Origin of the sequence: Vineibacter terrae, assembly GCF_008039615.1 — a bacterium.
Classification (GTDB): domain Bacteria; phylum Pseudomonadota; class Alphaproteobacteria; order Reyranellales; family Reyranellaceae; genus Vineibacter; species Vineibacter terrae.
Genome location: NZ_VDUZ01000011.1, coordinates 101083 through 125160, shown reverse-complemented (window position 1 = coordinate 125160; position 24078 = coordinate 101083). Strand labels below are relative to the sequence as shown.

The 24078-nt window shown below is 67.6% G+C and carries 21 protein-coding genes; 5 read left to right on the top strand and 16 right to left on the bottom strand.

The features are described from left to right. The first annotated feature begins 89 nt into the window (after positions 1–89). Positions 90–737 (top strand): dihydrofolate reductase family protein, encoded by a 648-nt coding sequence (locus tag FHP25_RS12165; protein ID WP_147847198.1) that lies wholly within the window; start codon positions 90–92, stop codon positions 735–737. Between the two features lie 432 nt (positions 738–1169). Here FHP25_RS12165 and FHP25_RS12160 read toward each other — a convergent pair whose 3' ends face one another. Next, positions 1170–1694, bottom strand: a complete 525-nt coding sequence (locus FHP25_RS12160; RefSeq protein ID WP_147847197.1) for an imm11 family protein — start codon at positions 1692–1694, stop codon at positions 1170–1172. 16 nt (positions 1695–1710) lie between these two features. Then, positions 1711–3027, bottom strand: a complete 1317-nt coding sequence (locus FHP25_RS12155) for an NAD(P)/FAD-dependent oxidoreductase (RefSeq protein ID WP_147847196.1) — start codon at positions 3025–3027, stop codon at positions 1711–1713. 281 nt (positions 3028–3308) lie between these two features. Between FHP25_RS12155 and FHP25_RS12150 the strand changes: the two genes are divergently transcribed. Further along, on the top strand, positions 3309–4283 hold the full coding sequence (locus tag FHP25_RS12150; protein ID WP_231712306.1) for an arsenic resistance protein: 975 nt from the start codon (positions 3309–3311) through the stop codon (positions 4281–4283). 142 nt (positions 4284–4425) lie between these two features. Here the strand turns inward: FHP25_RS12150 and FHP25_RS12145 are convergent, their stop codons facing one another. The 11 genes from FHP25_RS12145 to FHP25_RS12095 all read right to left on the bottom strand — a co-directional run bounded on the left by FHP25_RS12145 (position 4426) and on the right by FHP25_RS12095 (position 17810). Next, positions 4426–4872 (bottom strand): hypothetical protein, encoded by a 447-nt coding sequence (locus tag FHP25_RS12145; protein WP_147847194.1) that lies wholly within the window; start codon positions 4870–4872, stop codon positions 4426–4428. Between the two features lie 659 nt (positions 4873–5531). Next, positions 5532–7736 carry a catalase/peroxidase HPI gene (katG, locus tag FHP25_RS12140; protein WP_147847193.1) on the bottom strand — a complete coding sequence of 735 codons (2205 nt, stop codon included), beginning with the start codon at positions 7734–7736 and terminating at the stop codon, positions 5532–5534. Positions 7737–7792: 56 nt separating this feature from the next. Beyond that, positions 7793–8209: a rubrerythrin family protein gene (locus FHP25_RS12135; RefSeq protein WP_147847192.1), complete on the bottom strand. Its 417-nt coding sequence runs from the start codon at positions 8207–8209 to the stop codon at positions 7793–7795. A gap of 178 nt (positions 8210–8387) precedes the next feature. Further along, positions 8388–9563 (bottom strand): 3-hydroxybenzoate 6-monooxygenase, encoded by a 1176-nt coding sequence (locus FHP25_RS12130; protein ID WP_147847191.1) that lies wholly within the window; start codon positions 9561–9563, stop codon positions 8388–8390. Between the two features lie 238 nt (positions 9564–9801). Further along, a complete protein-coding gene (locus tag FHP25_RS12125) occupies positions 9802–11169 on the bottom strand; it encodes an FAD-binding oxidoreductase (protein ID WP_147847190.1) in 1368 nt (455 codons plus the stop codon). A 225-nt stretch (positions 11170–11394) separates the two neighbouring features. Beyond that, positions 11395–12369 carry an ABC transporter ATP-binding protein gene (locus FHP25_RS12120; protein ID WP_147847189.1) on the bottom strand — a complete coding sequence of 325 codons (975 nt, stop codon included), beginning with the start codon at positions 12367–12369 and terminating at the stop codon, positions 11395–11397. Continuing rightward, positions 12366–13340 carry an ABC transporter ATP-binding protein gene (locus FHP25_RS12115; protein ID WP_147847188.1) on the bottom strand — a complete coding sequence of 325 codons (975 nt, stop codon included), beginning with the start codon at positions 13338–13340 and terminating at the stop codon, positions 12366–12368. The genes FHP25_RS12120 and FHP25_RS12115 overlap by 4 nt, the downstream gene beginning before the upstream one ends. A 215-nt stretch (positions 13341–13555) precedes the next feature. After that, positions 13556–14386, bottom strand: coding sequence for an ABC transporter permease (locus tag FHP25_RS12110; RefSeq protein ID WP_147847187.1), 831 nt, complete (start codon positions 14384–14386; stop codon positions 13556–13558). Between the two features lie 2 nt (positions 14387–14388). Next, entirely contained in the window at positions 14389–15324 is a 936-nt protein-coding gene (locus FHP25_RS12105; RefSeq protein WP_147847186.1) for an ABC transporter permease, read from the bottom strand. Positions 15325–15597: 273 nt separating this feature from the next. Further along, on the bottom strand, positions 15598–17139 hold the full coding sequence (locus FHP25_RS41365; RefSeq protein WP_218578342.1) for an ABC transporter substrate-binding protein: 1542 nt from the start codon (positions 17137–17139) through the stop codon (positions 15598–15600). A 179-nt stretch (positions 17140–17318) separates the two neighbouring features. Further along, positions 17319–17810: a MarR family winged helix-turn-helix transcriptional regulator gene (locus FHP25_RS12095; RefSeq protein WP_147847184.1), complete on the bottom strand. Its 492-nt coding sequence runs from the start codon at positions 17808–17810 to the stop codon at positions 17319–17321. 129 nt (positions 17811–17939) lie between these two features. Between FHP25_RS12095 and FHP25_RS12090 the strand changes: the two genes are divergently transcribed. Further along, positions 17940–18398 carry a MarR family winged helix-turn-helix transcriptional regulator gene (locus FHP25_RS12090; RefSeq protein ID WP_147847183.1) on the top strand — a complete coding sequence of 153 codons (459 nt, stop codon included), beginning with the start codon at positions 17940–17942 and terminating at the stop codon, positions 18396–18398. Between the two features lie 347 nt (positions 18399–18745). On the opposite strand, the gene FHP25_RS12085 is transcribed toward FHP25_RS12090, so the two are convergent. The 3 genes from FHP25_RS12085 to FHP25_RS12075 form a co-directional block, all read right to left on the bottom strand. Then, entirely contained in the window at positions 18746–19921 is a 1176-nt protein-coding gene (locus FHP25_RS12085) for an LLM class flavin-dependent oxidoreductase (RefSeq protein ID WP_147847182.1), read from the bottom strand. Beyond that, positions 19921–20721 carry an alpha/beta fold hydrolase gene (locus tag FHP25_RS12080; RefSeq protein WP_218578341.1) on the bottom strand — a complete coding sequence of 267 codons (801 nt, stop codon included), beginning with the start codon at positions 20719–20721 and terminating at the stop codon, positions 19921–19923. Before FHP25_RS12080 ends, FHP25_RS12085 begins: the two co-directional genes overlap by 1 nt. A gap of 250 nt (positions 20722–20971) precedes the next feature. Then, positions 20972–21694, bottom strand: coding sequence for a ribonuclease activity regulator RraA (locus FHP25_RS12075; RefSeq protein ID WP_147847181.1), 723 nt, complete (start codon positions 21692–21694; stop codon positions 20972–20974). Between the two features lie 172 nt (positions 21695–21866). On the opposite strand from FHP25_RS12075, the gene FHP25_RS12070 reads away from it, so the two are divergent. Next, the gene (locus FHP25_RS12070; protein ID WP_147847180.1) at positions 21867–22619 is read left to right on the top strand and encodes a hypothetical protein; all 753 of its coding nucleotides are present in this window, start codon (positions 21867–21869) and stop codon (positions 22617–22619) included. Between the two features lie 114 nt (positions 22620–22733). Beyond that, positions 22734–23939, top strand: coding sequence for an ABC transporter substrate-binding protein (locus FHP25_RS12065; RefSeq protein WP_147847179.1), 1206 nt, complete (start codon positions 22734–22736; stop codon positions 23937–23939). Positions 23940–24078 lie beyond the last annotated feature (139 nt).

Genomic DNA, 24078 nt, shown 5'->3' with positions numbered 1-24078 from the left:
ATATGCGAATGCCCTGCTGGGCCGCCATCGTTGTGCCATGACCGAGCCGATCCCACGTATCCTGACCAACAGAAGGAGAAACACCGACCATGCCGCTCACACGCATCCAACATTTCTGCGTCTCGCTCGACGGCTTCGGCACCGGCGAAGGGCTAAGCCTCGAGGCACCGTTCGGCCACGCCGGCCACAGGTTGCACGAATGGATGCTCGGGACCCGCGGGGGCCGCCAGATGTTCGGCCAGCAAGGCGGCACCGGCGGCGTCGATGACGCCTTCGTGCGCCTGTTCGCCCCGGGGATCGGCGCCGAGATCATGGGTGCCGGGAAGTTCGGTCCTCCCGGATGGCACGAGGACCCGGCATGGAAAGGCTGGTGGGGGCCCAACCCGCCCTTCCACACACCGGTCTTCGTGCTGACCCATCACCCGCGCCCGCCGATCGCGATGAAGGGCGGCACGACTTTCCACTTCATCGATGCCTCGCCTGCCGAGGCGCTCGCGGCCGCCCGCGACGCCGCGAACGGCCTGGATGTACGCATCGGCGGCGGTCCCACCGTGGTCCGTGACTTCATTGCCGCCGGGCTCGTCGACCACATGCATATCGTGGTGGTCCCGGTCCTGCTCGGGCGCGGCGTGCGCCTGTGGGACGGCCTGGAGAGCCTGGAGAAGGACTACAAGGTCGAGGCAACCGCCTCGCCCAGCGGCATCACGCATGTGACGTTCACGCGCGCGGGCCTGTGAGCCGCCTCAGCCGCGAGCCCGGGACGCGCAGGGCGATCGCTTATAGCGCCATGAAAGCTAACCACAGAGACACAGAGGCACAGAGACAACACAGAGAACGAAGGGTTGCGCGCCTTCGGCGCGCGGTCGCGTCTTCCTCTGCATGAACTCTGTGTCTCTGTACTACTGACCTCAAAAATCTTCGCACGCCGCGATGATTTTTGTAGCCTTCATGGTGAGCCTGTCGAACCATGAAGGCGTCGCACGGGCAGTGGTGCGCCGCTTCATGGTTCGACTCGGTGAATGCGAAGCATTCACCTGTGCTCACCATGAAGCGCTTTCCCCGCATTTGGTTGCGGCCAAAGGCTGCGCTGTGCCTCTGTGGTTCGTCTTCTGCCGGTTCGGCCGATAGTGCCATATGAGATAGCCCTGCCCTCCGGGAGAAGGATCAAGTCACACGGCGCTCCATACCGCCCGGAACGCGACACCGCGCAGCCCGGCGCGCCGTACCCGTTCGACGAAGTGATCGGTGACATAGACGGGTGACGCTCGCATCGGCAGCTTGAAGACCTCCGCCGCTGCGATCCGCGTGGCGTCGAACACATGGCGCTCGATGGCCAGGATGCTGCCGTCGCCGAAATACACGATCCGGGAGCGCGCATGATCAAGCGCGTCGCGCACCGCCGTCGCGTTGAAGAGCCAAACGTCCTCTCCCCGGACGGGCAGAAGCTGCCCGTGCTGCAGCAGGACATCTCCCAGAGCCTCGACCGCCGGCTTCCTCAAGATCGGCACGTGCTCGCCGAGCCACGGGAAGTCGGAATAGGTCCTGCCCTCGCGATCGATCGCCATCAGCGGTGGGTCCCAATCGGTGAAAGCCCTCCCGTCCATCGCGTCGAACATCCCGAAATGGCTTTCGTCCGCCGGGAATATCCATTCCTGGCCCTCCACGACCGCGAATGTATGGACCGTGAGCGTCATCGTGGCGTCACCGCGGCTACGGCTTGCCCGCGTGGACATCCCTCTGCGTGATGAGCCGCGCGCTGTTGCGGCCGGTCGCGTAGGACCAGAGCCAGCTCAGGGCCACGGCGATGCGGCTGCGCGTGCCGATCAGGAAATAGATATGGGCGATGCCCCAGAGCCACCACGCGATGGCGCCCTTGAGCTGGATGCGGCCGAAGTCCACGACCGCGGCGCCCTTGCCGACCGTCGCGAGGTTGCCCATGTCGCGATAGGAGAACGCGCGGCGCGTCGATCGGCCGGACAACCGCGCCTTGAGGACGCCTGCCACGAACTGCCCCTGCTGCTTGGCGGCGGGCGCCAGGCCCGGCACCTGCCTGCCGTCATCGCGCATGACGCAGGCGGTGTCGCCGATGACGAAGATCCCGGGATGTCCCGGCACGCTGAGGTCGCGCTCGACCTTGACCCGCCCGGCGCGGTCGGCCTCGACGTCGAGCCACGACGCCGCCGGCGACGCTGTCACGCCGGCCGCCCAGATGACGGTGCGTGCCGGCGTCCCGGCATCGCCGATCGTGACGGCGCTGTCCGATATGCTCGACACCGCGTGGCGGGTGAGAACGGTGACGCCAAGGCGAGCCAATGCCCTGTCGACGTAGGCCGACAGCTTTTCCGGGAAGGCCGGCAGCACGCGCGGGCCGGCCTCCACCAGGATGACGCGCGCCTGGCGCGTGTCGATGTTGCGGAACTCCTTCGGCAGGATCCGTTGCGCCAGGTCGGCGATGATGCCGGCAAGCTCCACGCCGGTCGGACCGGCGCCCACCACCACGAACGTCAGAAGCGCCGAACGCTCGGCCTCGTCCTGCGAGACCTCGGCCCGCTCGAATGCCGACAGGACGCGACGGCGGATCGTGGTGGCGTCTTCCAGCGATTTGAGGCCGGGTGCTGCGCCCTCCCATTCATCATGGCCGAAATAGGAGTGCCGCGCGCCCGTGGCGAGGACCAGGGTGTCGTAGGACAAGGGCGGGCCGTCCTTCAGCGCGACGCGACGCGCGGACGTGTCGACGCCGACCACTTCGCCGAGAAGCGTGGTCACGTCCTGGCGCGTCTTGAACAGGTTCCTGATCGGCCAGGCGACATCGGACGTGGGCAGGATGGTGGTCGCGACCTGGTACAGAAGCGGCTGGAACAGGTGATGGTTGCGCTGGTCGACGATCGTGATCCTGAGGCCCGGCGCCTTCAGCGCCTTGACCAGCGCAAGGCCGGCGAAGCCGGCGCCGACGACAACGAGATGATGCTGCTTGGGTTCAGCCCGGCTCTTGCCCGCAGGGTCCACGGGCGTCTGGCTTTGCGGCATGGTCTGCACTTTCAGTCCTGAGCCTGGCTGGAGCCCTGGTGCGGATCAGGCGGTTGATCGCGATCCCTATCATATCACAGGCGACCCGTTGTCGTGCCATGCTGCGCTTGGGATACGCCTGTCATCCCGAGCGCCCCTTCGAAAGGCTCAGGAGAGGGATCTCCTGCGAGGAACGCACGGTGCGCCATTCGCGGGAGATCCCTCGCTGCGCTCGGGATGACAGTCATGACTCACCCTCCACCGATCGCCGGTGCCAGGGAAGCGGCATTCGAATGGAGCACATGGTGCGGCAGCGTCTCGAACGGCATCAGGTCCTGATCTACTTCGCCAGCGTGGCGGCGGGCGCGGCCGCGGCATGGGCGATCACCGGGACCGAGGCGCTCGACGGGCTCGTCAACCCGGCGCTGGCGCTGATGCTCTTCGCCACGTTCCTGCAGGTTCCGCTTCGCGACATCGGCGCGGCGTTCCGCGATGTCCGCTTCGTGGCGGCACTGCTGGCCGCGAACTTCATCGTCGTGCCCTTTCTCGTGCTCCTCCTGCTCCAGCTCGCCCCCGACGATCCCCTAGTGCGGCTGGGCATGCTGATGGTGCTCCTGACGCCCTGCATCGACTACGTCATCACCTTCTCGCAGCTCGGACGCGCGGACGCACGCTCCCTGCTCGCCGCGACGCCCTTGCTGCTGGCCGCCCAGATGGTGCTGCTGCCCTTCTACCTCGCGGCCTTCCTGGGGACCGGCGCGTCCGGCCTGGTCACCATCGGCCCCTTCCTGCACGCGTTCGCCTGGCTGATCGCGGTCCCGCTTGCGCTGGCCGCGCTGGTCCAGCTCTGGGCTTCCCGCAGCCGTATCGGCCGCCGCGCCGCGGACGGGCTCGGGCTGCTGCCCGTGCCCGCGACGGCGCTGGTGCTCTTCCTCGTCGTCGCCGCGACGATGCCGCTGCTGGGCGGCGCGCTCGGCCACGCGCTGGCGATCCTGCCGCTCTATGCCGGCTTCGCGGTCGTCGCGCCGATGCTGGGATGGCTCACGGCGCGCACGTTTCGGCTCGGCGCCGCGGCGTCGCGCTCGATCGCGTTCTCCGGCGCCACGCGCAATTCGCTCGTCGTCCTGCCGCTGGCGCTTGCGGTGCCGGGCGCCGTTCCCGTCCTGCCGGCCGTCATCGTCATGCAGACGCTGGTGGAGCTGCTTGCGGAGCTGGTCTATGTCCGTGTCATGCCGCTCGCAGGGCGCTCGCTCGAGGCCACTGAAGGAGCCGCCTGAGGGCTCAGCAGCGGCAGCCGCCGCCATCGGCACATCTGATGTCGCAGTGCTTGGACAAACGCTTCGAGGCCCATTGGCCGCAAAGTGAAACCGCAAGGCTATAGATGAGGCACAGAGCGTCCGAGGAGAAATTTCGCGTCAGCTACGTGTCGATGACCGACGGCAAACCGAGGATACGCTCCATATGGCCGCCGTGCAGCGTTGCCCCGGGCCTGAGATATTTGCCGCTGCCGTTGCGGTAATAGAGCACGCGTGGATACCCGCCCTGCAACAGGCCGTTCGTCACGTGAACCGTGGAGTATGATCCCTGGTCACCATCGACGCGGACATATATGTAAGCGAACTGGTTCGACTGGCCGCACAACCAGTCATGACAGCCGTTGGTGTCCATGCAGGGAAAGGCATTCTGGATCAGCAGCACAGTCGCGTTTCTCCATGCGACCCCTGCAGCATTCAGGCTCTGCGTCAGGTTGCTCATCGCATATCGTTCGGCGTGCAGATGGGGCTTGCCCTTGTTGCCATAGCCCAGCCGGCTGGCGTGCCAATTCGCATTGTCAGTAGAGTAGTAGGGTTGGCAGTTCACACCCATGGCGCACCTACCGACGGTCCAGTTGCCACCACAGGTACATGTGACGCTCGCCCTTACAAGCCAAAAGTATGGAATTTCCCGGAAAAGAACGGAAGCCTTCGTGGAAATTCGAGTAGAAGAGATATTTCACAAAGCAGCCATAAGATGAAGTGAAATTGGCTTTCCTGACGGTTGCGGGAAGGCGTCGCCGAACAGGCCTGATCGCGCCGGGTCAGCCCTTGATTCCGAGCATCGACAGCAGCTTACCCAGCCCTGTCGCGGGCCGCTTGGCCGGCGGCTCGGGCACGGCGCTCAGGCAGAGGCGACAGCCGATATTGGGCGCCGAGCCCCTGCCTCGGCCACGCTTTCATAGCGTCTCCAGGGGAACGCCATCGATCAACGGCGACAGCGTGCCGCCGCGGCAGAAGGTCAGGAACGAGACTGGCGTGTCGCTCGCCCGGCGCCAGCGCAGCACGGCGCCGCCGCAACCCGCGGGCGCCTCGCAGTGACTGTACTCCTCGAGGACCAGCCGCGGTGATTGCTCGGCGCGTAGATCGGGCTCTCAGCGGTGAGGGCCCAGGAACGCGATGCCTCGTCTGTGGGCCCTCACCTTCCCGTCGCGCTTCGCGCGACGGGCCCCTTCCTCTCCCGCGAAGCGGGAGAGGATTGATGCCGGTAGATCAGGCGAGGTCGAAGCGATCAGCGTTCATCACCTTGGTCCACGCCGCCACGAAATCGGTCACGAACTTCGCTTGCGCGTCGTCGGCCCCGTAAACCTCGGCAAGGGCGCGCAGCTCGGAGCTCGAACCGAAGATGAGATCGACACGGGTGCCGGTCCACTTCACCTTGCCGCTCTTGCGGTCATGTCCCTCGAACACATTATCATCGGCGGTCGCTTTCCACTCGATGCCCATGTCCAGGAGGTTCACGAAGAAGTCGTTGGTCAGCGTCCCCGGACGGGCCGTGAAGACGCCGTGCTGCGACTTGCCGTGGTTCGCGCCCAGGACGCGCAAGCCACCGACGAGGACCGCCATCTCCGGCGCGGTCAGCGTCAGCAGTTGTGCCTTGTCGATCAGCAGCTCGTCCGCCGGTATGGTGAACGCGGCCTTGAGGTAGTTGCGGAAGCCGTCCGCGACCGGCTCGAGATAGCCAAAGGACTCGACGTCGGTCTGCGCCTGGGACGCATCCGTGCGGCCGGGCGCGAATGGAACGGTCACGTCGTGCCCCGCCTGCTTCGCGGCCTGCTCGACGGCGGCCGAGCCGCCCAGAACGATCAGGTCGGCGAGCGACACCTTCTTGCCGCCGCCGGCCGCGTCGTTGAACGCCTTCTGGATGCCCGCAAGGGTTTCGAGCACCTTGGCCAATTGGGCAGGCTGGTTGACCTCCCAATCCTTCTGCGGCGCGAGACGGATGCGCGCGCCGTTCGCCCCGCCGCGCTTGTCGGAGCCGCGGAAGGTTGCAGCCGAGGCCCACGCGGCCCCGATCAGCTCGGCGACGGAAAGTGGCGAGGCGAGTATCCTGGCCTTCAGATCCGCGATGTCCTTGGCGTCGATCAGCTTGTGATCGACGGCGGGAACGGGATCCTGCCAGATCAGCTCCTCGGCCGGGACTTCCGGGCCGAGATAGCGCACGCGCGGGCCCATGTCGCGGTGGGTGAGCTTGAACCACGCGCGGGCAAACGCATCCGCGAATTGGTCCGGATGCTCCAGGAAGCGCCGGGAAATCTTCTCGTAGGCCGGATCCATCCGCAAGGAGAGGTCCGTGACCAGCATGGTCGGCGGATGACGCCTGGACGGGTCGAAGGCATCCGGAATCGTGGCGGCAGCGCCCTTGGCCCTGAATTGATTGGCGCCGGCCGGGCTCGTCTCCAGCTCCCATTCGTACTTGAACAGGTTCTCGAAAAAGCTGTTGCCCCACTTCGTCGGCGTCGTGCTCCAGGTGACTTCCGGGCCGCCGGTGATCGCGTCCTTTCCCTTCCCTGTGCCATGGCTGCTCTTCCAGCCGAGGCCCATCTCCTCGATGGGCGCGGCTTCCGGCTCGGGACCTACAAGCGCGGCATCGCCGGCGCCGTGCGCCTTGCCGAAGCTGTGTCCGCCGGCGATGAGCGCAACCGTCTCCTCGTCGTTCATCGCCATGCGCCTGAAGGTCTCGCGAATGTCGATGGCGGCGGCAACCGGATCCGGCTTGAAGTTCGGCCCGTTCGGATTGACATAGATGAGGCCCATGTTCACGGCAGCCAGCGGATGCTCGAGATCGCGCACGCCGGTGTAGCGCTCGTCGCTCTCAGCATGAGGGAACCAGGCTTTCTCCTTGCCCCAGTAGACGATCTCGTCGGGCTCCCACACATCGGGGCGCCCGCCGCCGAAGCCGAATGTCTTGAAGCCCATGGTTTCGAGCGCGACATTGCCGGCAAGGACCATGAGGTCGGCCCAGGAGATGTTCGCGCCGTATTTCTGCTTGATCGGCCACAGGAGCCGGCGCGCCTTGTCGAGGTTGGCATTGTCCGGCCAGGAGCCGAGCGGGGCGAAGCGCTGCTGGCCGGCGCCGGCGCCGCCGCGACCATCGCCGATGCGGTACGTGCCCGCGGCGTGCCACGCCATGCGAATCATGAGCCCGCCGTAGTGGCCGAAATCCGCCGGCCACCAGTCCTGGCTGTCCGTCATCAGCGCGGCGAGGTCCTTCTTCAGGGCGGCGTAATCGAGCTTCTTGAATGCCTCGGCATAGTTGAAGGCCTTGCCCATGGGATCGGACTGCGGCGAGTTCGCGCGAAGGATCCTCAGGTTCAGCTGATTGGGCCACCACTCCTTGTTCGACCTCATGCCGACATTCGTGGTCCCGTGCACGACCGGGCACTTGCCCGCTTTCTTGTCAGTCGCTGCGTCCATGGTTCCCTCCCATCGTGGTCCGGTTCTCTTCGAACTGCTCGTGTGGAGTCATCAGATCAAAGCGCGTCGAGCGCCTTCTGGAAGCGGCGGGCATGCGACCTCCCGGCCTTGGCGAGCGTCTCGAACCAGTCGGCGATCTCGTCGAAGCCTTCATCGCGGGCGGCGCGAGCCATGCCCGGATAGATGTCGACGTATTCGTGGGTCTCGGCGGCGATCGCGGCCTTCAGGTTGTCGCGCGTGGCGCCGATCGGCTTGCCGGTTGCGGGGTCGCGCGCTTCTTCGAGATATGCGATATGGCGATGCGCGTGCCCGGTCCTGCTCTCGGCCGTCGAGCGGAACACGGCCGCCACGCCGTTGAAGCCCTCGGCGTCGGCCTTCTGCGCGAAATGGAGATAGCGCGGGTTCGCGCGGCTCTCCCAGGCAAACGCATTCTCGAGATTCTGCTGTGTCACGGTTCCTCTGAGAGAAGGCATGTCCCCTCCTCAGCCTGGTCGGAAAAGCCAGTGACGATGAGGACTGTGTGCGCCCGCCGGAACCGGGAGTCAAACAGTTTAGAAAATTTCCAGTCTTGTGGTGGAACCGGGTCTTCCGTCGTGCCGGGCGCGACCGGCCCCGTCCTCTCCCGCAAAGCGGGAGAGGATCATCAACCCGTCAGCCGCGGGCGCCGTAGAGCCATTGCAGGCTGTCGTAGAACTCGGTCGGGCTCTTGGCCTTCAGCCAGGCGTTGCGCGCCAGGCGGCGGGCGCCGTCGGGATGGTAGACGTATTCGCCGATCGCGCGCGAGGAGAGCTGCAGGCGCGTGGTGCGCGGCAGGCGCTCCTGGCGGTAGGCCTCCAGGCCGGCAGCGATATCGCTGGTGTTCGCCGCCACCGACTCGGCCAGGCAGACCGCGTCCTCCAGGGCCATGCAGGCGCCCTGCGCCATGTACTGCAGCATGGGATGCGCCGCGTCGCCCAGCAGCGTGACGCGGCCGTCGACCCATTTCTCCTGCGGCTCGCGATCGCACAGCACCCAGCGCTTCCAGCTCCCGGCGGCGTGGATGATGCTCTGCGCCCGCGACGCCAGATGCGCGAAGCTGCGATGCACCAGCTCGGTGGGCACCGGCTCGCCGGCCACCGCCTCAGTGGCATCGTTCTGGACCGTCGCCACCAGGTTGAACACCTTCCAGCCCTGCAGCGGGTAGTGGACGATATGGCATTTCGGCCCGGCCCACAGCGTGGCGCCGTTCCAGCGCAGGGCCTCGGGCATGAGCCCGGTGGCGATGACGGAACGGAAGGTGGTGTGGCCGGACACGACGGGCGCGCCGTCACCCACCAGCTGGGCGCGGATCGCCGAGTGCAGGCCGTCGGCGCCGATCAGCGCCATGCCCTTGAGGGCCTCGCCATCGGCCAGGGTCGCGGTGACGCCTGAGCCGTCCTGGGCGTAGCCCGACACGCGCGCGCCGGTGCGCAAGCTCACGCGGGCATGGGCGCGGCAGGCATCGACCAGCACGCCGTGCAGGTCGGCGCGATGGACCACGGCATAGGGATTGCCGAAGCGCCGGCGGAACGGCTCGTCGAGCGGGATGGCGCAGACCTGCTCGTCGGACAGCGCGTCCATCAGCACCAGCGCATCGACATAGACCGCCTTGGCGCGCGCCGCCGGGCCGACGCCCAGGCGATCGAAGGCGTGGAAGGCGTTGGGCCCGATCTGGATGCCGGCGCCGATCTCGCCCAGCGACGCCGCCTGCTCCAGCACGGTCACGGCAAAGCCCTTGTTCGCCAGGCCCAGGGCCGCCGCCAGGCCGCCGATGCCGCCGCCGGAGATCAGGATCGGATGATCAGTCATGCTCGTTCTCGCCTATACGCCAAGCTCATGGTGTGGAGACGCGAAGACTTCACCACAGAGGCACAGAGACACAGAGGAGCACAGAGAAAAAAGACTGCGCGCCTTCGGCGCGCTACTGCCTCTCGGTGAAGCTCTGTGCCTCTGTGCCTCTGTGGTTTGTCTTCTTGCGATCCATCCGCCACCGCAGCATGCCTCGCTTCGCACCGGGCGACAGGATAGCCGATCATAGCTTGGCCGGTCACACGATCTTGCCCGGGTTCAGGCGGCCGGCGGGGTCGATGGCGGCCTTCAACGCCCGCATCAGCCTGATCTCGGCCGGGGTGCGGGTCACGCCGAGATACTTCTTCTTGTCGACGCCGATGCCGTGCTCGGCCGAGACCGAGCCGCGCAGCGCCTGCAGCGGCGTGTAGACCAGCTGCTCGACCGCTTCCTTGTCGGCGGCGGTGCCGCAGGACAGCGCCAGGTGCAGGTTGCCGTCGCCGAGATGGCCGTAGGAGATCAGGGTCGGGTCCGCCCAGCGCCGCTGAAGCGCGGCGCGCAGATCCTTGACGTAGGCGTCCATCGCCGAGACCGGCAGGCTGACGTCGAAGACGAACAGCGGCGACAGCGTCGTCAGGTAGTGCACGTCGTCGCGGATGCGCCACAGCTGCAGGCGCTCGGCCTCGGAGCGCGCGATCACCGCGTCGGCCAGCCAGCCCCGCTCCATCGCCGCCTCGAGATGCGCCTGGAAGGCGGCGTCATCGCCGGCCGGGTCGGCGCCCTCGCATTCGACCAGGGCGTAGAAGGGATGGTTCTGGTCGAGCGGCGGCGCGTGGCGGCCGGGCGCGGTGAGCAGCATGTAGTAGTCGCGCCACATCACCTCGTAGGAGCTGAGGTTGCCGCCGGAGGCGGCGCGCATATGGGCCAGCATCCGGGTGACGGCGGCAAAGTCGCGGAAGGCGCCCAGCATGGTCTGGCGCGAGCGCGGCGCCGGCTGCAGGCGCAGCACGGCGCGGGTGACGATGCCCAGCGTGCCCTCGGTGCCGATGAAGAGCTGCTTGAGGTCGACCCCGGTGTTGTTCTTCAGGATCTTGAACATCGAGGACACGATCTCGCCGTCGGGCAGGACCGCCTCCAGGCCCAGCACCATGTCGCGCACCATGCCGTAGCGCAGCACCTTGTTGCCGCCGGCGTTGGTGGCGATGTTGCCGCCGATGGTGGCCGAGCCGCGGGCCCCCAGATCGAGCGGGAACAGCAGGTCGTGGGCCGCGGCGGCGTCCTGGATCGCCTGCAGCGGCACGCCGGCCTGCACCGTCATGGTCTGGGTCAGCGTGTCGACCTCCTCGATGCCGGTCATGCGCTCCAGCGACAGCGCGATCTCGTGCGGCCCCACCAGCGTGCCGCCGACCAGCCCGGTCATGCCGCCGCGCGGCACCACCGCGACGCCGGCGTCATGGCACAGCCGCATCACCAGCGCGACCTCCTCGGTGCTCCTGGGGCGGATGATGGCCATGGCGGCGCAGCCGCTCTTGATGATGCGCGACACCGGCCGGGCGGTGACGTCATCGCCGGTCAGCACCGCCGTGTCGCCGAGCTTCTCGCGGATCAGGTCAACGACGGGGTGCATGGGGTGTCTCCAATGTCGCCGGTGCGTCGAGCACGTCGGTTGGCGGGGTCGGGACGGGAAGAGGAAGATTCACCACAGAGGCACAGAGACACAGAGGAACACAGAGAGAAAAGACTGCGCGCCTTCGGCGCGCGAGAAAGCAGTTCTCTGTGCTTCCTCTGTGTCTCTGTGCCTCTGTGCCTCTGTGCCTCTGTGGTGAGTCTTCATCTCCCGGTCGCACGGTGGCTAGTCGGCATGGTGGCAGGCGACTTCGTGGCCGCCGGTGGCGACGGGAAGCGGCGCCTGGCGCTTGCACAGGTCGGTGGCCTTGGGGCAGCGGGGATGGAAGGCGCAGCCGGGCGGCGGCGCGGTCGGGTTGGGCAGGTCGCCGGTGATCTCGGCGGTGCGCCGGCGCTGGCGCGGATCGTGATGCGGGATCGCCGCCAGCAGCGCCTGCGTGTAGGGATGGCGCGGCCGGCTGAAGACCTCGGCCACCCCGCCCTGCTCCACGATGCGGCCGAGATAGATGATGGCCACGCGGTCGCAGACATAGTCGATGATCGCCAGGTCATGCGAGATCACGATGTAGCTCAGCCCCAGCTCCTGGCGCAGGTCGGCCATCAGGTTCAGGATCTGGGCCCGGATCGAGACGTCGAGCGCGCTCACCGGCTCGTCGGCCAGCACCAGCTTGGGGTTCAGCGCCAGCGCGCGGGCGATGCCGATGCGCTGGCGCTGGCCGCCGGAGAACTGGTGCGGATAGCGCAGCGCCTGCGCCCGCGTCAGGCCGACCTTCTCCAGCAGGGCGATCGCGCGTTCGGTGGCCTCGGCGCGCGACAGGCCAGACAGCGCATCCAGCGGCTCGCGCACCAGCTCGACGGCGCGCAGCCGCGGGTCGAGGGAGGCATACGGGTCCTGGAACACGAACTGCATGTCGCGCCGCGCCGCGCGCAGCGCGCGCCCCCGGGCATGGGTGATGTCGCGGCCGTCGAGCACGATGCGGCCGCCGGTCGGCTCCAGCAGCCGCAGGATGCAGCGCGCCAGGGTGGTCTTGCCGCAGCCGCTCTCGCCCACGATGCCCAGGGTCTCGCCGCGGCGCAGGCGGATATCGATGCCGTTCACGGCATGCACATAGCGCCGCTCGGCGAACGGCGAGCGGCGGCGCACCGGATAGCGCATCGAGAGCGCGCTGACCTCGAGCAGCAGGTCTTCCGTCCCGCTCATGCCGCCCCCGTCCACCAGCACGCCGCGTCATGCCCGGCCGCGCGCGCCTCCAGCGGCGGCGCCTGCTCGCCGCAGCGCGCCATGCGATGCGCACAGCGCGGCGCGAAGCGGCAGCCCGGCACCAATTCGGTGATCGAAGGCACGGTGCCGGGGATCTCGCGCAGACGCTCGCGCGACCGCCCGGTGCCCAGACGCGGCACCGACGCCAGCAGCCCGATCGTGTAGGGATGCTGCGGCGCAATCAGCAAGGTCTCGGCCGGGCCGGTCTCGACGATGCGGCCGCCATACATCACCGCGACGCGGTCGGCGTATTGCGCCACGATGCCGATATCGTGCGTAATCAGCATCACGGCCAGCTTCAGCTCGCGGCGCAGCCGGTCGATCAGGTTCAGCACCTGGGCCTGGATGGTGACATCAAGCGCCGTGGTGGGCTCGTCGGCGATCAGCAGGTCCGGCGTGTAGGCCAGCGCCATGGCGATCATCGCGCGCTGGCGCATGCCGCCGCTGATCTCGTGCGGATAGCGCCGCAGGATGCCCTCGGGATCGGGGATGTGCACCAGCTTCAGCAGCTCCAGCACGCGCCCCCGGGTCGCCGGGCCGGCGCCGTCGCCATGGGCCACGAAGACCTCGCCGATCTGGTCGCCGATCGTGTAGCACGGGTTGAGCGCCGACAGCGGCTCCTGGAAGATCATGGAGATGCGCCTGCCGCGCAGCGCCTGCAGCTCGGCCAGCCTCAGGCCGACGAGATCCTGGCCGTCGAAGCTGATCGAGCCGCCCGCGATGCGCCCGACCTGCGGGTCGATCAGGCCCATGATCGAGAGCGCCGTCACGCTCTTGCCCGAGCCGCTCTCGCCGACGATGCCCAGCACCTCGCCGCGCTCGACGGCGAAGCTGACGCCGTCGACCGCGCGGCGCGGACCGGCCTGGGTCTTGAACTCGGTGGCAAGATTGCTGACCGCGAGCAGCGCCATGTCAGGCCTCGCCGCCTGTCGGGTTTGCTCCGAACAGGTGCACGTTTGTCTCCATGAAGACTAACCACAGAGACACAGAGGCACAGAGAAAAGCACAGAGCATGATCAGGTTGCGCGCCTGCGGCGCGCCTGAAGGCTTTCTCTGTGCAACCTCTGTGTCTCTGTGCCTCTGTGGTTTGCCTTCAAGGTGGAGCGCCGGCTTCATCGCGTCCTCCTCAGGCCTGCAGGCCGCGCAGGCGCGGGTCGAGGATGTCGCGCAGGGCGTCGCCCAGCAGGTTGAAGCCGATCAGGGTCAGGGTCAGCATCACGCCGGGGAAGGTCGTGAGCCACGGCGCCCCCAGGATGTTGTTGCGCCCTTCCGCCAGCATGTTGCCCCAGGACGGTTCGGGCGGCGTCACCCCGACGCCGAGGAACGACAGGCCGGCCTCGACCAGGATCGCGTTGGCCATGAACACCGTGCAGGTGACGATGATCTGCGCCAGCGCATTGGGCAGCACGTGGCGCATGATGATCACGACGGGCGTCTGGCCTGCCACGCGCGCGGCGTCGATGTAGTCCAGCTCGCGCAGCGCCATCGCCTCAGCCCGCACCACGCGCGCGAAGCGCGGCACGAACAGCAGGCTGATGGTGAGGATCAGGTTGAGCAGGCTGGGACCCAGCGCCGCGACCAGCGCCAGGGCCAGCACCACGATCGGGAAGCTCAGCAGCACGTCGACCGGCCGCATCAGCACCGTGTCGACCCAGCCGCGGAAATAGCCCGCCGCGAGGCCGATGGCGGCGCCGATCAGGCAGCCGATGGCGACGCTGGAGAAGCCGATCAGCAGCGACGGGCGCGCGCCCCAGATCATGCGCGACAGCACATCGCGGCCGAAGAAGTCGGTGCCCAGCCAGAACTGCGCCGACGGCGCCTGGTTGCTGACCGCCGGATCGAGCGCCAGCGGATCGTAGGGCGCGATCCACGGCGCCAGCAGCGCCAGCAGCACCATGACGGCGACCAGCAGCAGGCCGGCCAGCGCCTTGGGCTTCTTCAGGATGAGCGCCGGCATGGTCAGACCCGGATCCGGGGGTTGAGCAGGCCGTAGAGCAGGTCGGTGAGGAAGTTCGTGGCGATGAACAGCGCCGCGAACACCGCCACCCCGGCCTGCACCTGCGGGTAGTCGCGCTGCAGGATGGCGTCCCAGATCATGGTGCCGACGCCGGGCCGCGCGAACACCACCTCGACGATCACGGCGCCGCCCAGCAGCTGGCCCATGGTCAGGCCGATCACCGTCACCACCGACAACAGCGCGTTGCGCAGCGCGTGCTTCACGATCACCACCGGCTCGCGCAGGCCCTTGGCGCGCGCCGTGCGCACATAGTCGCGGCCCAGCACTTCCAGCATGCTGGAGCGGGTCAGCCGCGTCACCAGCCCGAGGAAGCCCGCCGCCAGGGTCAGCGACGGCAGCACGAGGTGATGCAGCTGCGACAGCAGGTCGCCGGCCTCGCCGGCGCCGAAGATCGGGAACCAGTCAAGCCAGTAGGACAGCACCAGAAGCAGCAGCAGGCCGAGCCAGAACTGCGGCATCGACATCAGCAGGAAGACCACCAGGGAAACACCGTAATCCACCCAGCTGTCGCGCCGCACGGCGCTCACGACGCCGGCAGGCAGGCTGATGGCGATGATCAGCACGATCGCCGCCACGCACAGCATCAGCGTGCTGGGCAGGGCCTCGAGCACCCGCTCCAGCGCCGGGGTCTTGGTGACGATCGAGTTGCCCCAGTCGCCAACCACGAAGCTGCGCAGGAAGACGCCGTACTGCACCCATAGCGGCTGATCCAGCCCGAGGTCCTGGCGCAGGCGCGCCAGGTCGGCAGCGGTCGCATCGGCGCCCAGCATGGCCTGCGCCGGATCGCCGGGGATCATGCGCAGCAGCAGGAACAGGATGGTGACTGCCCCCAGCAGGGTCGGCAACGCCTGGGACAGGAAGCGGATCAGGATGCCCATGAACGCAGGTGACTTTCCCTACCTTCGTCCCGAGTGGCGCGAAGGACTTTGCGGCGCGTCAAGCTCATGCAGAGTCGCTGTTGAACGATCAAGAGAAGATTGACCACAGAGACACAGAGGTCACTGAGGAAGAAATTTCCTGCATGCCGGAGGCGCGCAACGCGTCATCTCCGTGCTTCTCTGTGATCTCTGTGCCTCTGTGGTGAAGCCTTCTTCGCTCTCCTGCACCATCGTGCGCGCACAACACACCGCAAGGTCCTTCGCTGCGCTCAACTACTTCTCGATATACGCCCGTTCCAGCACGGGCGCATTCTCCGGCACGCGGTAGACGTTGATGTCCTTCACCGACTTGCGCGTGACGTAGGTGTTCAGCTCCAGGGTCAGCGGGATCGCCGGACTGTCTTCGGCGATGCGGCGCAGCGCCTGGGCGTAGAGATCGGTGCGCGCCTTCTCGTCGAAAGTGACGCGCGCCTTGTCGATCAGCTCGTCGACGCCGGCGTAGAAGGCGCAGTTCGTGCCCTTCGGCGGCTGGTTCGAGGAGTGATAGCTTGGGTACAGGAAGGCGTCGGCCGCGGGGGCGCGGAAATGCGCATTCCAGATGATGTCGTGCTCGGACTGGCCCAGGGCGCGGAACCAGGTCGGCCGGTCGATCAGCTTGATGTCGAGCGTGATGCCGACCTGCTTGAGCTGGGCCTGGATCATCACCGCCTCGCGCTGGTAGCTGGTGGGCACGGTGAGGCTGCACTTGAGGTCCTTGACCCCGGCATCGGCCAGCATCTTCTTCGCCAGCTCGGGGTTGTAGGGATACGACTTGACCTCGGTGTAGCCCTCGACACCCGGCGGCACGACCGAGTCCACGACCCGGCCGCGCTGGGCGTAGACGGCATCCACGATCGCCTTCTTGTTGAGGGCGTGCTGGAAGGCCTGGCGCACCTCCTTCTTGTCGAAAGGCGCCTTGGCGGTGTTGAAGGTCAGCAGGTACAGCCCGGTGGTCACGCTCGAGATCATGAGCGTGGACTTGGGATCCTTGGCGTAGCGGTCGGTCTGCTCGCGGTCGTTGACGTCGATCAGGTCGAGCTGGCCGCGCTCGAAGGCCAGCGACGCGGTGCTCGACTCGCGGATGACGCGGAAGGTGATCTTCTCCAGCTTCGGCTTGTCGCCGAAATACGCATCGTTGCGCTTGAGCACGATCTCCTGGTCGAGCACGGCCTTCTCCAGCATGAAGGGACCGGTGCCGATCACCATCTTGCCGTAGTCGGCGCCCTGCGCCTTGGCCGCCGCCTCGCACATCATGAAGCCGCCGCGGAACGTGGCCACCGCGTGCGGGAACACCGCCGACGGCTCCTTCAGGCGGAAGCGCACTGTGTGGTCATCGACGATGTCGACGCCCGCCACGTCCTTGAACTGGCCGGCGTTGCGCGACTTGGTGGCCGGGTCGAGGATGCGCTCGATCGACCACTTCACGTCGCGGGCCGTGAACTTGCCGAAGCCGCCGTGCCACTGCACGTCCTGGCGCAGCTTGAAGGTGTAGGTCTTGCCGCCGTCGCCGACCTCGTAGCCGGTGGCGAGGTCGGGCACCAGGTCGAACTTGTCGCCCGCGGCGTAGCGCAGCAGCGCGTTGCTGACCAGGATGGCGACGCGGCCCTCGTCCCCGGCCGAAATCTGGTGCGCCGGATCGAGCGAATTGAGCGCCCCGCTCTGCACCACGAGCTGCTGCACGCCGGCGGCGAGCGCCTCGATCGGCAAGCCTGCCAGCGCCAGCGCGCCGGCCGCGGCGGAGCCGCGCAGCAGGTCGCGGCGATTGATCTCGGTCATGTGTTTCCTTCCTTGTTCCCCGGATGGCCTTCGGACAGTCGCTGACGGCAGGCCGCGCTCGGGCCCGGAATACCCTCGTCTCATTAGTTAGTATTGTTACTATTTCAAAATGCCGCGGGATATGCGCGTCGTCAAGCAAGTTCCGGCCCGGCGGCAGGGGCGCGGCCGATCCCGTCCACCTACTGCCTGGCGGCCCGGCTCCGGCCTGAACTGCGCCGGGGCCGCGCCGGCTCGGCGCCGATCAGCTTGCGCAGCAGCCGCACCAGCTCGCGGCCCTCGGCCGCCGACAGGTTGGCCAGCAGGTTGGCCTGCGACTGCCGCACGGTCTGCTGCATCTGCAGCAGCAGCTGGCGGCCGGCCTCGCTCAGCAGCAGGACGCGGGCGCGCCGGTCCTGCATCGACTGCTCGCGCCGCAGCAGCCCCCGCCGCTCCAGGCGCGACACGATGGTGCCGGTCGTGACCTTGTCCAGGGCGACGAGATTGGCCAGCGTCACCTGGTCGATGCCGGGATGCTTGAACAGAGCCGTCATCACCACGTGCTGCGGCGCGGTGATGCGATCGCGCGCCGCCAGATCCTCGAACACAGCCACTGAGAACTGATGCGCCCGTCGGATGAGGTGGCCGGGCTTCTCGAGCAGATCGGCTATCACCGCCGGCCTTGGCTTCTTCATCAATCCTGCTCGCGCGCCACTGATCCTGCGGCGAAGCTAGAGGAAATCCAGCATCGCAGCAAGGCATCGGCGCGCTGCAGGCGTTCGCCGACGTAGTCAGAAGCTGAAGCTGCCGCTACTCTCGCGGCCATGACGAAGCGTACCCAGCGCCGCGCGGCGGAAGGCCTGCATCAGCTCGACGAGAAGCCGGGACATCTCGTGCGGCGGGCGCATCAGCTCTCGGTCACGATCTTCAGCGAGGAGGCGCGGCCCTTCCGCATCACCGGGCCGCAGCACGTGGTGCTGGTGGCGCTGGCGCATCATCCCGGCGTCGACCAGAACACGGTGGCGAGCCTGGTGGCGCTCGACCGGTCGACGACCGGCAACGTGATCACGCGGCTGGAGCGGCGCGGCCTGATCTCACGCCGGGTCAACCCGGCCGACCATCGCGGCCGCATCCTGTCGCTCACCGCCAAGGGCGACAAGCTGGTCAAGGCGATGGATGCCGCCGTGCGCCGCACCCAGCAGCGCTTCCTCGCGCCGCTCAAGCCTGGCGAGCAGGCGCAGTTCGTCGGCTACCTGCGGCGCATCGTCGGCCTGGACGGCTGATCCCGACGTCTTGTCTGGTCGCGGGAAGAAAGATTTCACCACAGAGGCACAGCGTAGCCTTTGGCCGCAACCAAATAGCGGAGGAGTGCTTCATGGTGAGCCTGTCGAACCATGAAGCGCCGCACCACCGCTCGTGCGACGCCTTCATGGTTCGACAGGCTCACCATGAAGGCTATCCAAATCACCACGGCTCGCAGAGATTCTCGAGGTCAGTAGTACAGAGACACAGAGGAAGCACAGAGAAATGAATTCTTTCGCGCGCCAAAGGCGCGCAGTTTCTTCCCTCTGTGCTTCCTCTGTGTCTCTGTGCCTCTGTGGTTAATCTTTCTGCAACGACGACGCCGTCGTTATTCGGCCGCGATGGGGCGGTAGCCTTCGGGGACGCGGTCCTTCAGGTGCGGCATCACCTCGCGGGCGAACATCTCCATGTTCTTGCGCGTCAGCTCGGCCGGCAGGGTGCCGAAATGCAGGCCGGCCATCACGATGTTGAAGCCGCCCTTGTGCTGGTACTCCTCCAGCCTGGCGCGCACCGTCGCCGGGCTGCCGCAGATGAAGGTGCCCTGCTCCAGGAGCTGGTCGATGGTGCGGGCGCCGCCGGTGATCGTCTTCTTGGCGGCTATCACACCCTTCATCGATTCGATGGAGCTGTAGCCCGGCGGCAGCAGCATCTCCACCGGCATGCGCAGGAACTTGTTCACGAAGGCCTCGACATGCGGCTTGGCCTCGCGCCTGGCGATCTCGTCGGTCTCGGCGACATAGATCTTCACCGACCAGCCGAGCTGGTCGGCGCTCGCCTCGTAGTCCTGGCGCAGCGCCGCCTCGCGATAGGCGCGCATGTACTTGAACAGCATCTCCGCCGGCGTGGCGGTCTGCAGGTAGACGTACTTGCGCTCGCGCGCCGCCGCGAACTCGATGGTCTCGCGCGAGCCCTGCGAGGGCACCCAGATGGCCGGATGCGGCGTCTGGTAGGGACGCGGCCAGATGTTCACGTACGGGAAGTGGTAGTACTTGCCCTCGTAGGCGAACGGCCCCGGCCGGGTCCAGGCCTGCACGATGAGGTCGTGCGCCTCATGGAACCGGGCGTGGCTTTCCGCCGGATTCACCGCCATCGAATGGTACTCCGCGCCGATGCCGCGCACGAAGCCGGTGATGATGCGGCCGCGGGTGACATTGTCGAGGACCGCAAACTCCTCGGCCACGGTCAGCGGATTGGAGAGCACCGGCAGGGCGCGGCCCAGGATGCAGATCTTGGCCTGCTTGACGCGCCGCGCGAGCATGCCGGCAAAGACGTTGGGCGCCGGCATCAGGCCGTAGGCGGTCTGGTGATGCTCGTTGACGCTGATGCCCTCGAAGCCGAGCTCGTCGGCATACTCAAGCTCGTCGAGGTAGCGGTTGTAGAGATCGGCGCCCAGCTTAGGATCGTAGTAGCTGTTGGGCAGCGTCACCCAGGCCGATTTGTGCGTCTTGTCGTAGTCGAGATCCAGCGGCGCATACGGCATCAGGTGGAAGAAGAAGAAACGCATTACGCAGCCCTCCGCACGAACGTCGCCAGCGCCTCGGCGAACGCCGCCGGCTGCTCGACCTGCGGCAGGTGCCCGCAGGCGTCGAAATAGTGGACCGTCGCCTTCGGGATAAGCTCGCCGAAGCGCTCGGCGTAGACGGCCGGCACCAGCTGGTCCTGGGCGCCCCAGAAGACCACGGTCGGCACGTCGATGCGGTGCAGCCACTTGTGCAGGTGCGGATCATAGAAGCGCGGCGCCCAGGCCAGCCGGGCCGTGGCGAAGCGGTTCTTCATCTGGCGCTCGAGCTCGTCATCGGACGGCGCCGCCGCCAGCATCTTCTCAGCCAGGGCCTGGTCATGGAACAGGCCGCGCGCCGCCTCCTCCGGGGTCCACATGAAGGTGTCGGGCCGCGCCACGCCTTTCAGGTGCAGGCCGGCCGAGCCGATCAGCGCCAGGCTGGCCAGGCGCGCCGTGCTGCGCACCGCCATCTCGCAGGCCACCCAGCCGCCCAGCGAGGAGCCGACCAGATGCACGCCCTTCAGCCCCAGCGCGTCGATGAGGTCGAGGTAGAAATAGGCGACGTCGTGGATGTTGTCGAACCAGTCAGGCGTGTCGCTGCGGCCGAAGCCGGGATGCTCGGGCGCGATCACTTCATGGTCGGCCGCCAGGCGCTCCATGAAGGGCAGCCACCTGCCGCCGCCGTTGGCGCCGTGGAGATAGAGCACCGGCGTGCCCTTGCCGGCGCGTTGCACGTAGGTGCGGCAGCCGGCGACGGTGATGTAGTCCTCGCGCGGGCCGATGTCGGCGCTGGCCACGGCCATGGGTCCTTCTCCACGTTCTCAGCATCCAGTGGAGCGGACATTAGTATGTATTGAACATATCTCGCAAGAATGATTCGTACTATTACTAATTCGGCCATCTTCTCTCCCGCAAGCGGGAGAGGAAGGGGCCCATTGCGCGAAGCGCGATGGGAAGGTGAGGGGCAACAGACGAAGCGACTGGTCCTTGGGCCCTCACCCGCCGGGTGCTGCGCGCCCGGCGACCTCTCCCGCTTGCGGGAGAGGTAGAAGACTAGGCCTTGCCCTCGCGCGCCTTCTTCCAGGCCTCGTAGTCGCGCTTGGCCTCCTCGCCGGCGACGGGGAACAGGCCCTTCAGCGACCGGCCGCGCGCCACCTCGGCTTCGGCGAACTCCTCGTAGTGGTAGGCCGCCAGGGCCTCCTCGGCCACCGCCGCCACGATGTCGGGGGGGATCACGACCACCGCGTCGCGGTCGCCCACGATCACGTCGCCGGGATAGATCGCGACGCCGCCGCAGGCGATCGGCAGGTTGAGGTCGATCGGGCGATGCACGATGGGGCTGGGCGGCGAGGACGGACGGCGGCAATAGGCCGGCAGCCCGGTCTTGGCGATGCCGTCGGTGTCGCGCAGGCCGCCGTCGGTGACGATGCCGGCGCAGCCGCGCGCCTTGAGCCGCCCGACATAGAGATCGCCTGCCGAGGCGGCGCGCGAATCGCCGCGCGAATCGATCATCAGCACGTGCCCCGGCGGGCACTCCTCCATGGCCTGCGGCTGCACCATGCTGCGGCTGGTGGAGGTCGGCCCGTCCTTGTCCTCGCGCGAGGGGATAAAGCGCATGGTGAAGGCGAGCCCGACCATGCGCGGCGTGTCGGGCCGCAGCGGCCACACGTCGTACAGGCACATGCTGCGCAAGCCACGCCGGTTCAGCACGCCGGTCAGGGTCGAGGTGCCGACGCGGGCGAGCGCCTCGCGCAGGTCTGGGGTAAGGTCGGTCATGAGCGCTCTCCCGTCGATGAGGACGCGCGATAGTGGCACGGGCTGACGGGCTTCGCCCAGCCGGCGCGGCACCGGCCCCGTCAGGCTGTCGCCAGCTGTGGCCGGCATTCACCGCAGCAAAGCATGGCGCGCGCGCCTTTCGCCGACACAGGCATGGGGACAGGAGGCAGACATGGCAGGCGACAGCCCAGCGTCCGGTGCGATGATGCACGGCGTCCGCGACAGGCACGCCCTGGAGGCGGGACTGTCGCGGCCGGTCGGCGGCGTGCTGCTGGCCGTCGGTGTCACGGCGCTCGGGCTCGCCCTGTGGGAGGTCCTGGCCGTCGCGGCCGTGGTCCCGCCCCTGCTCCTGCCGCGGCCGAGCCCGATCGCCGCGCAGGCCCGGGGCGTCGCGCCCACCCTGGTTGTCGCCGCGGGGCAGACGCTCGTGACGGCGCTGGCAGGCGTGATCGTCGGCAGCGTGATCGCCGCCCCGGCATGCGCCGCTGTGGCGGCCCTGGCGGCAACGCGGGCTGCCGGCGCCGTGCTCTTCGCCGCGCTCTGGCTGCGCGACCTTCAGGCCATCATCGTGCTGGCGCTGATCCCGGCCATCGCCGTGCTGTCCGGCGGCGCCGAGGGCGGCGTGGTCGCGGCCGCCACCATGGGCGCGGCGCTGGCGCTGCTGGCATCCGTTTCAGCGGCGCTGGCGCTGGGCCGCGTGCTGGTCCGAGCCCTGCGGCAGGCCTTCGCGCTCGCCCTGCTCGGCACGCTTGTCTGCGAGAGCATCTACGGCAAGCAGGGCCTGGACGCGCGAACCTGGGAGGGCATGGTCGTCTTCGACATGGGCCGCCTCCTGCCGGCCAGCATCGCCGTCGTGGTCACGGCGATGCTCCCGCTGGGCGCGCTGCTGGTGCTCGACTGGGCCATGAGCCGGCCGCGGTTCTGAGGCGGCGGCTCGACCATGACAGACCTGTTCGCAATTCGGCGCAACGTGCTTTAGGTTTTCCCGGTCAAGGGATGGGCTGCAGACAATGCCCACCAGACCGGGAGGAAAAGCAAGATGCGCAAGACAATGGCAATGAGCGTGCTGCTGCTGGCGGCGGCGCCGGCAACGGCGCAGATCTCCGACGATGTGGTCAAGATCGGCGTGCTGACCGACATGTCGAGCCTCTACGCCGACATCAACGGCCCCGGCGCGGTGGTCGCGACGCAGATGGCGATCGACGACGCCGGCGGCACGGTCGCCGGCAAGAAGATCGAGCTGGTCAACGCCGACGTGCAGAACAAGGCTGACGTGGCCGCCACCATCGCCGGCCGCTGGTACGATTCCGAGAAGGTCGACGCCATCCTCGGCGCCGGCGGCTCGGCGTCGTCGATCTCCGGCTCGCGCGTGGCGGCCGACAAGAAGCGGATCTTCTTCGCCACCGACCCCGCCTCCTCCGACATCACCGGCAAGCTGTGCAACGCCTACACCGTGCATTGGGTCTACGACACGGTGGCGCTGGCCAACGGCACCGGCTCGGCGGTGGTGAAGTCGGGCGGCAAGACATGGTACTTCCTCACCGCCGACTACGCCTTCGGCCACGCGCTGGAGCGCGACGTGTCGGCCATCGTCACGGCCAACGGCGGCACCGTGCTGGGCAGCGTGCGCCATCCGCTGAACACGTCGGACTTCTCCTCCTTCCTGCTTCAGGCGCAGGCCTCCAAGGCGCAGATCATCGGCCTCGCCAATGCCGGCGGTGACACCATCAACGCCATCAAGCAGGCATCCGAGTTCGGCATCGTCAAGGGCGGCCAGAAGCTCGCCGGCCTGCTGGTCTTCGTCAGCGACGTCCACAGCCTCGGCCTGGAGCGGACCCAGGGGCTGCAGCTCACGGAAGCGTTCTACTGGGACCTCAACGACAGCACCCGCGCCTTCGCCAAGCGCTTCGCCGCCAAGATGAATGGCAAGATGCCGACCAGCATCCAGGCCGGCTTCTATTCCGCGACCAAGCAGTACCTGAGGGCGATCAAGGCGCTGGGCACCGACGACGCCGACAAGGTGATGGCGAAGCTGAAGTCGTCGCCGGCCGACGACGAGATCTTCGGCAAGAGCGTGATCCGCGCCGACGGCCGCAAGGTCCACGACATGTACCTGTTCGAGGTCAAGAAGCCGTCCGAATCCAAGGGCCCCTACGACTACTACAAGCTGCTGGCCACGATCCCCGGCGACCAGGCCTTCAGGCCGATGGACAAGGGCGACTGCCCGCTGGTCGCGAAGAAATAGCGCATCCGTCCACAACAGCCAGCGCCGCGCAGCCGCGTCGGCGCTGGCTTCGCCGTTGCCGGTCGCCTAGGGTGGCCCGGCAAACAAGACGGGCTGCGTGATGCCCACCGCAATGGGAGCAGAAACGAGATGCGCAAGG

Bases quoted from the DNA above. Each gene is read 5' to 3' on its own strand.
- FHP25_RS12155 (WP_147847196.1), bottom strand. From the start codon at position 3,027: ATGCCGCAAAGCCAGACGCCCGTGGACCCTGCGGGCAAGAGCCGGGCT.
- FHP25_RS12110 (WP_147847187.1), bottom strand. From the start codon at position 14,386: ATGCCGGCGCTCATCCTGAAGAAGCCCAAGGCGCTGGCCGGCCTGCTG.
- FHP25_RS12095 (WP_147847184.1), bottom strand. From the start codon at position 17,810: ATGAAGAAGCCAAGGCCGGCGGTGATAGCCGATCTGCTCGAGAAGCCC.
- FHP25_RS41365 (WP_218578342.1), bottom strand. From the start codon at position 17,139: ATGACCGAGATCAATCGCCGCGACCTGCTGCGCGGCTCCGCCGCGGCC.
- FHP25_RS12080 (WP_218578341.1), bottom strand. From the start codon at position 20,721: ATGGCCGTGGCCAGCGCCGACATCGGCCCGCGCGAGGACTACATCACC.
- FHP25_RS12070 (WP_147847180.1), top strand. From the start codon at position 21,867: ATGGCAGGCGACAGCCCAGCGTCCGGTGCGATGATGCACGGCGTCCGC.
- FHP25_RS12115 (WP_147847188.1), bottom strand. From the start codon at position 13,340: ATGGCGCTGCTCGCGGTCAGCAATCTTGCCACCGAGTTCAAGACCCAG.
- FHP25_RS12160 (WP_147847197.1), bottom strand. From the start codon at position 1,694: ATGACGCTCACGGTCCATACATTCGCGGTCGTGGAGGGCCAGGAATGG.
- FHP25_RS12085 (WP_147847182.1), bottom strand. From the start codon at position 19,921: ATGCGTTTCTTCTTCTTCCACCTGATGCCGTATGCGCCGCTGGATCTC.
- FHP25_RS12130 (WP_147847191.1), bottom strand. From the start codon at position 9,563: ATGACTGATCATCCGATCCTGATCTCCGGCGGCGGCATCGGCGGCCTG.
- FHP25_RS12125 (WP_147847190.1), bottom strand. From the start codon at position 11,169: ATGCACCCCGTCGTTGACCTGATCCGCGAGAAGCTCGGCGACACGGCG.
- FHP25_RS12105 (WP_147847186.1), bottom strand. From the start codon at position 15,324: ATGGGCATCCTGATCCGCTTCCTGTCCCAGGCGTTGCCGACCCTGCTG.
- FHP25_RS12090 (WP_147847183.1), top strand. From the start codon at position 17,940: ATGACGAAGCGTACCCAGCGCCGCGCGGCGGAAGGCCTGCATCAGCTC.
- FHP25_RS12165 (WP_147847198.1), top strand. From the start codon at position 90: ATGCCGCTCACACGCATCCAACATTTCTGCGTCTCGCTCGACGGCTTC.
- FHP25_RS12075 (WP_147847181.1), bottom strand. From the start codon at position 21,694: ATGACCGACCTTACCCCAGACCTGCGCGAGGCGCTCGCCCGCGTCGGC.
- FHP25_RS12120 (WP_147847189.1), bottom strand. From the start codon at position 12,369: ATGAGCGGGACGGAAGACCTGCTGCTCGAGGTCAGCGCGCTCTCGATG.
- FHP25_RS12145 (WP_147847194.1), bottom strand. From the start codon at position 4,872: ATGGGTGTGAACTGCCAACCCTACTACTCTACTGACAATGCGAATTGG.
- FHP25_RS12065 (WP_147847179.1), top strand. From the start codon at position 22,734: ATGCGCAAGACAATGGCAATGAGCGTGCTGCTGCTGGCGGCGGCGCCG.
- FHP25_RS12150 (WP_231712306.1), top strand. From the start codon at position 3,309: ATGGTGCGGCAGCGTCTCGAACGGCATCAGGTCCTGATCTACTTCGCC.
- FHP25_RS12135 (WP_147847192.1), bottom strand. From the start codon at position 8,209: ATGCCTTCTCTCAGAGGAACCGTGACACAGCAGAATCTCGAGAATGCG.
- katG (WP_147847193.1), bottom strand. From the start codon at position 7,736: ATGGACGCAGCGACTGACAAGAAAGCGGGCAAGTGCCCGGTCGTGCAC.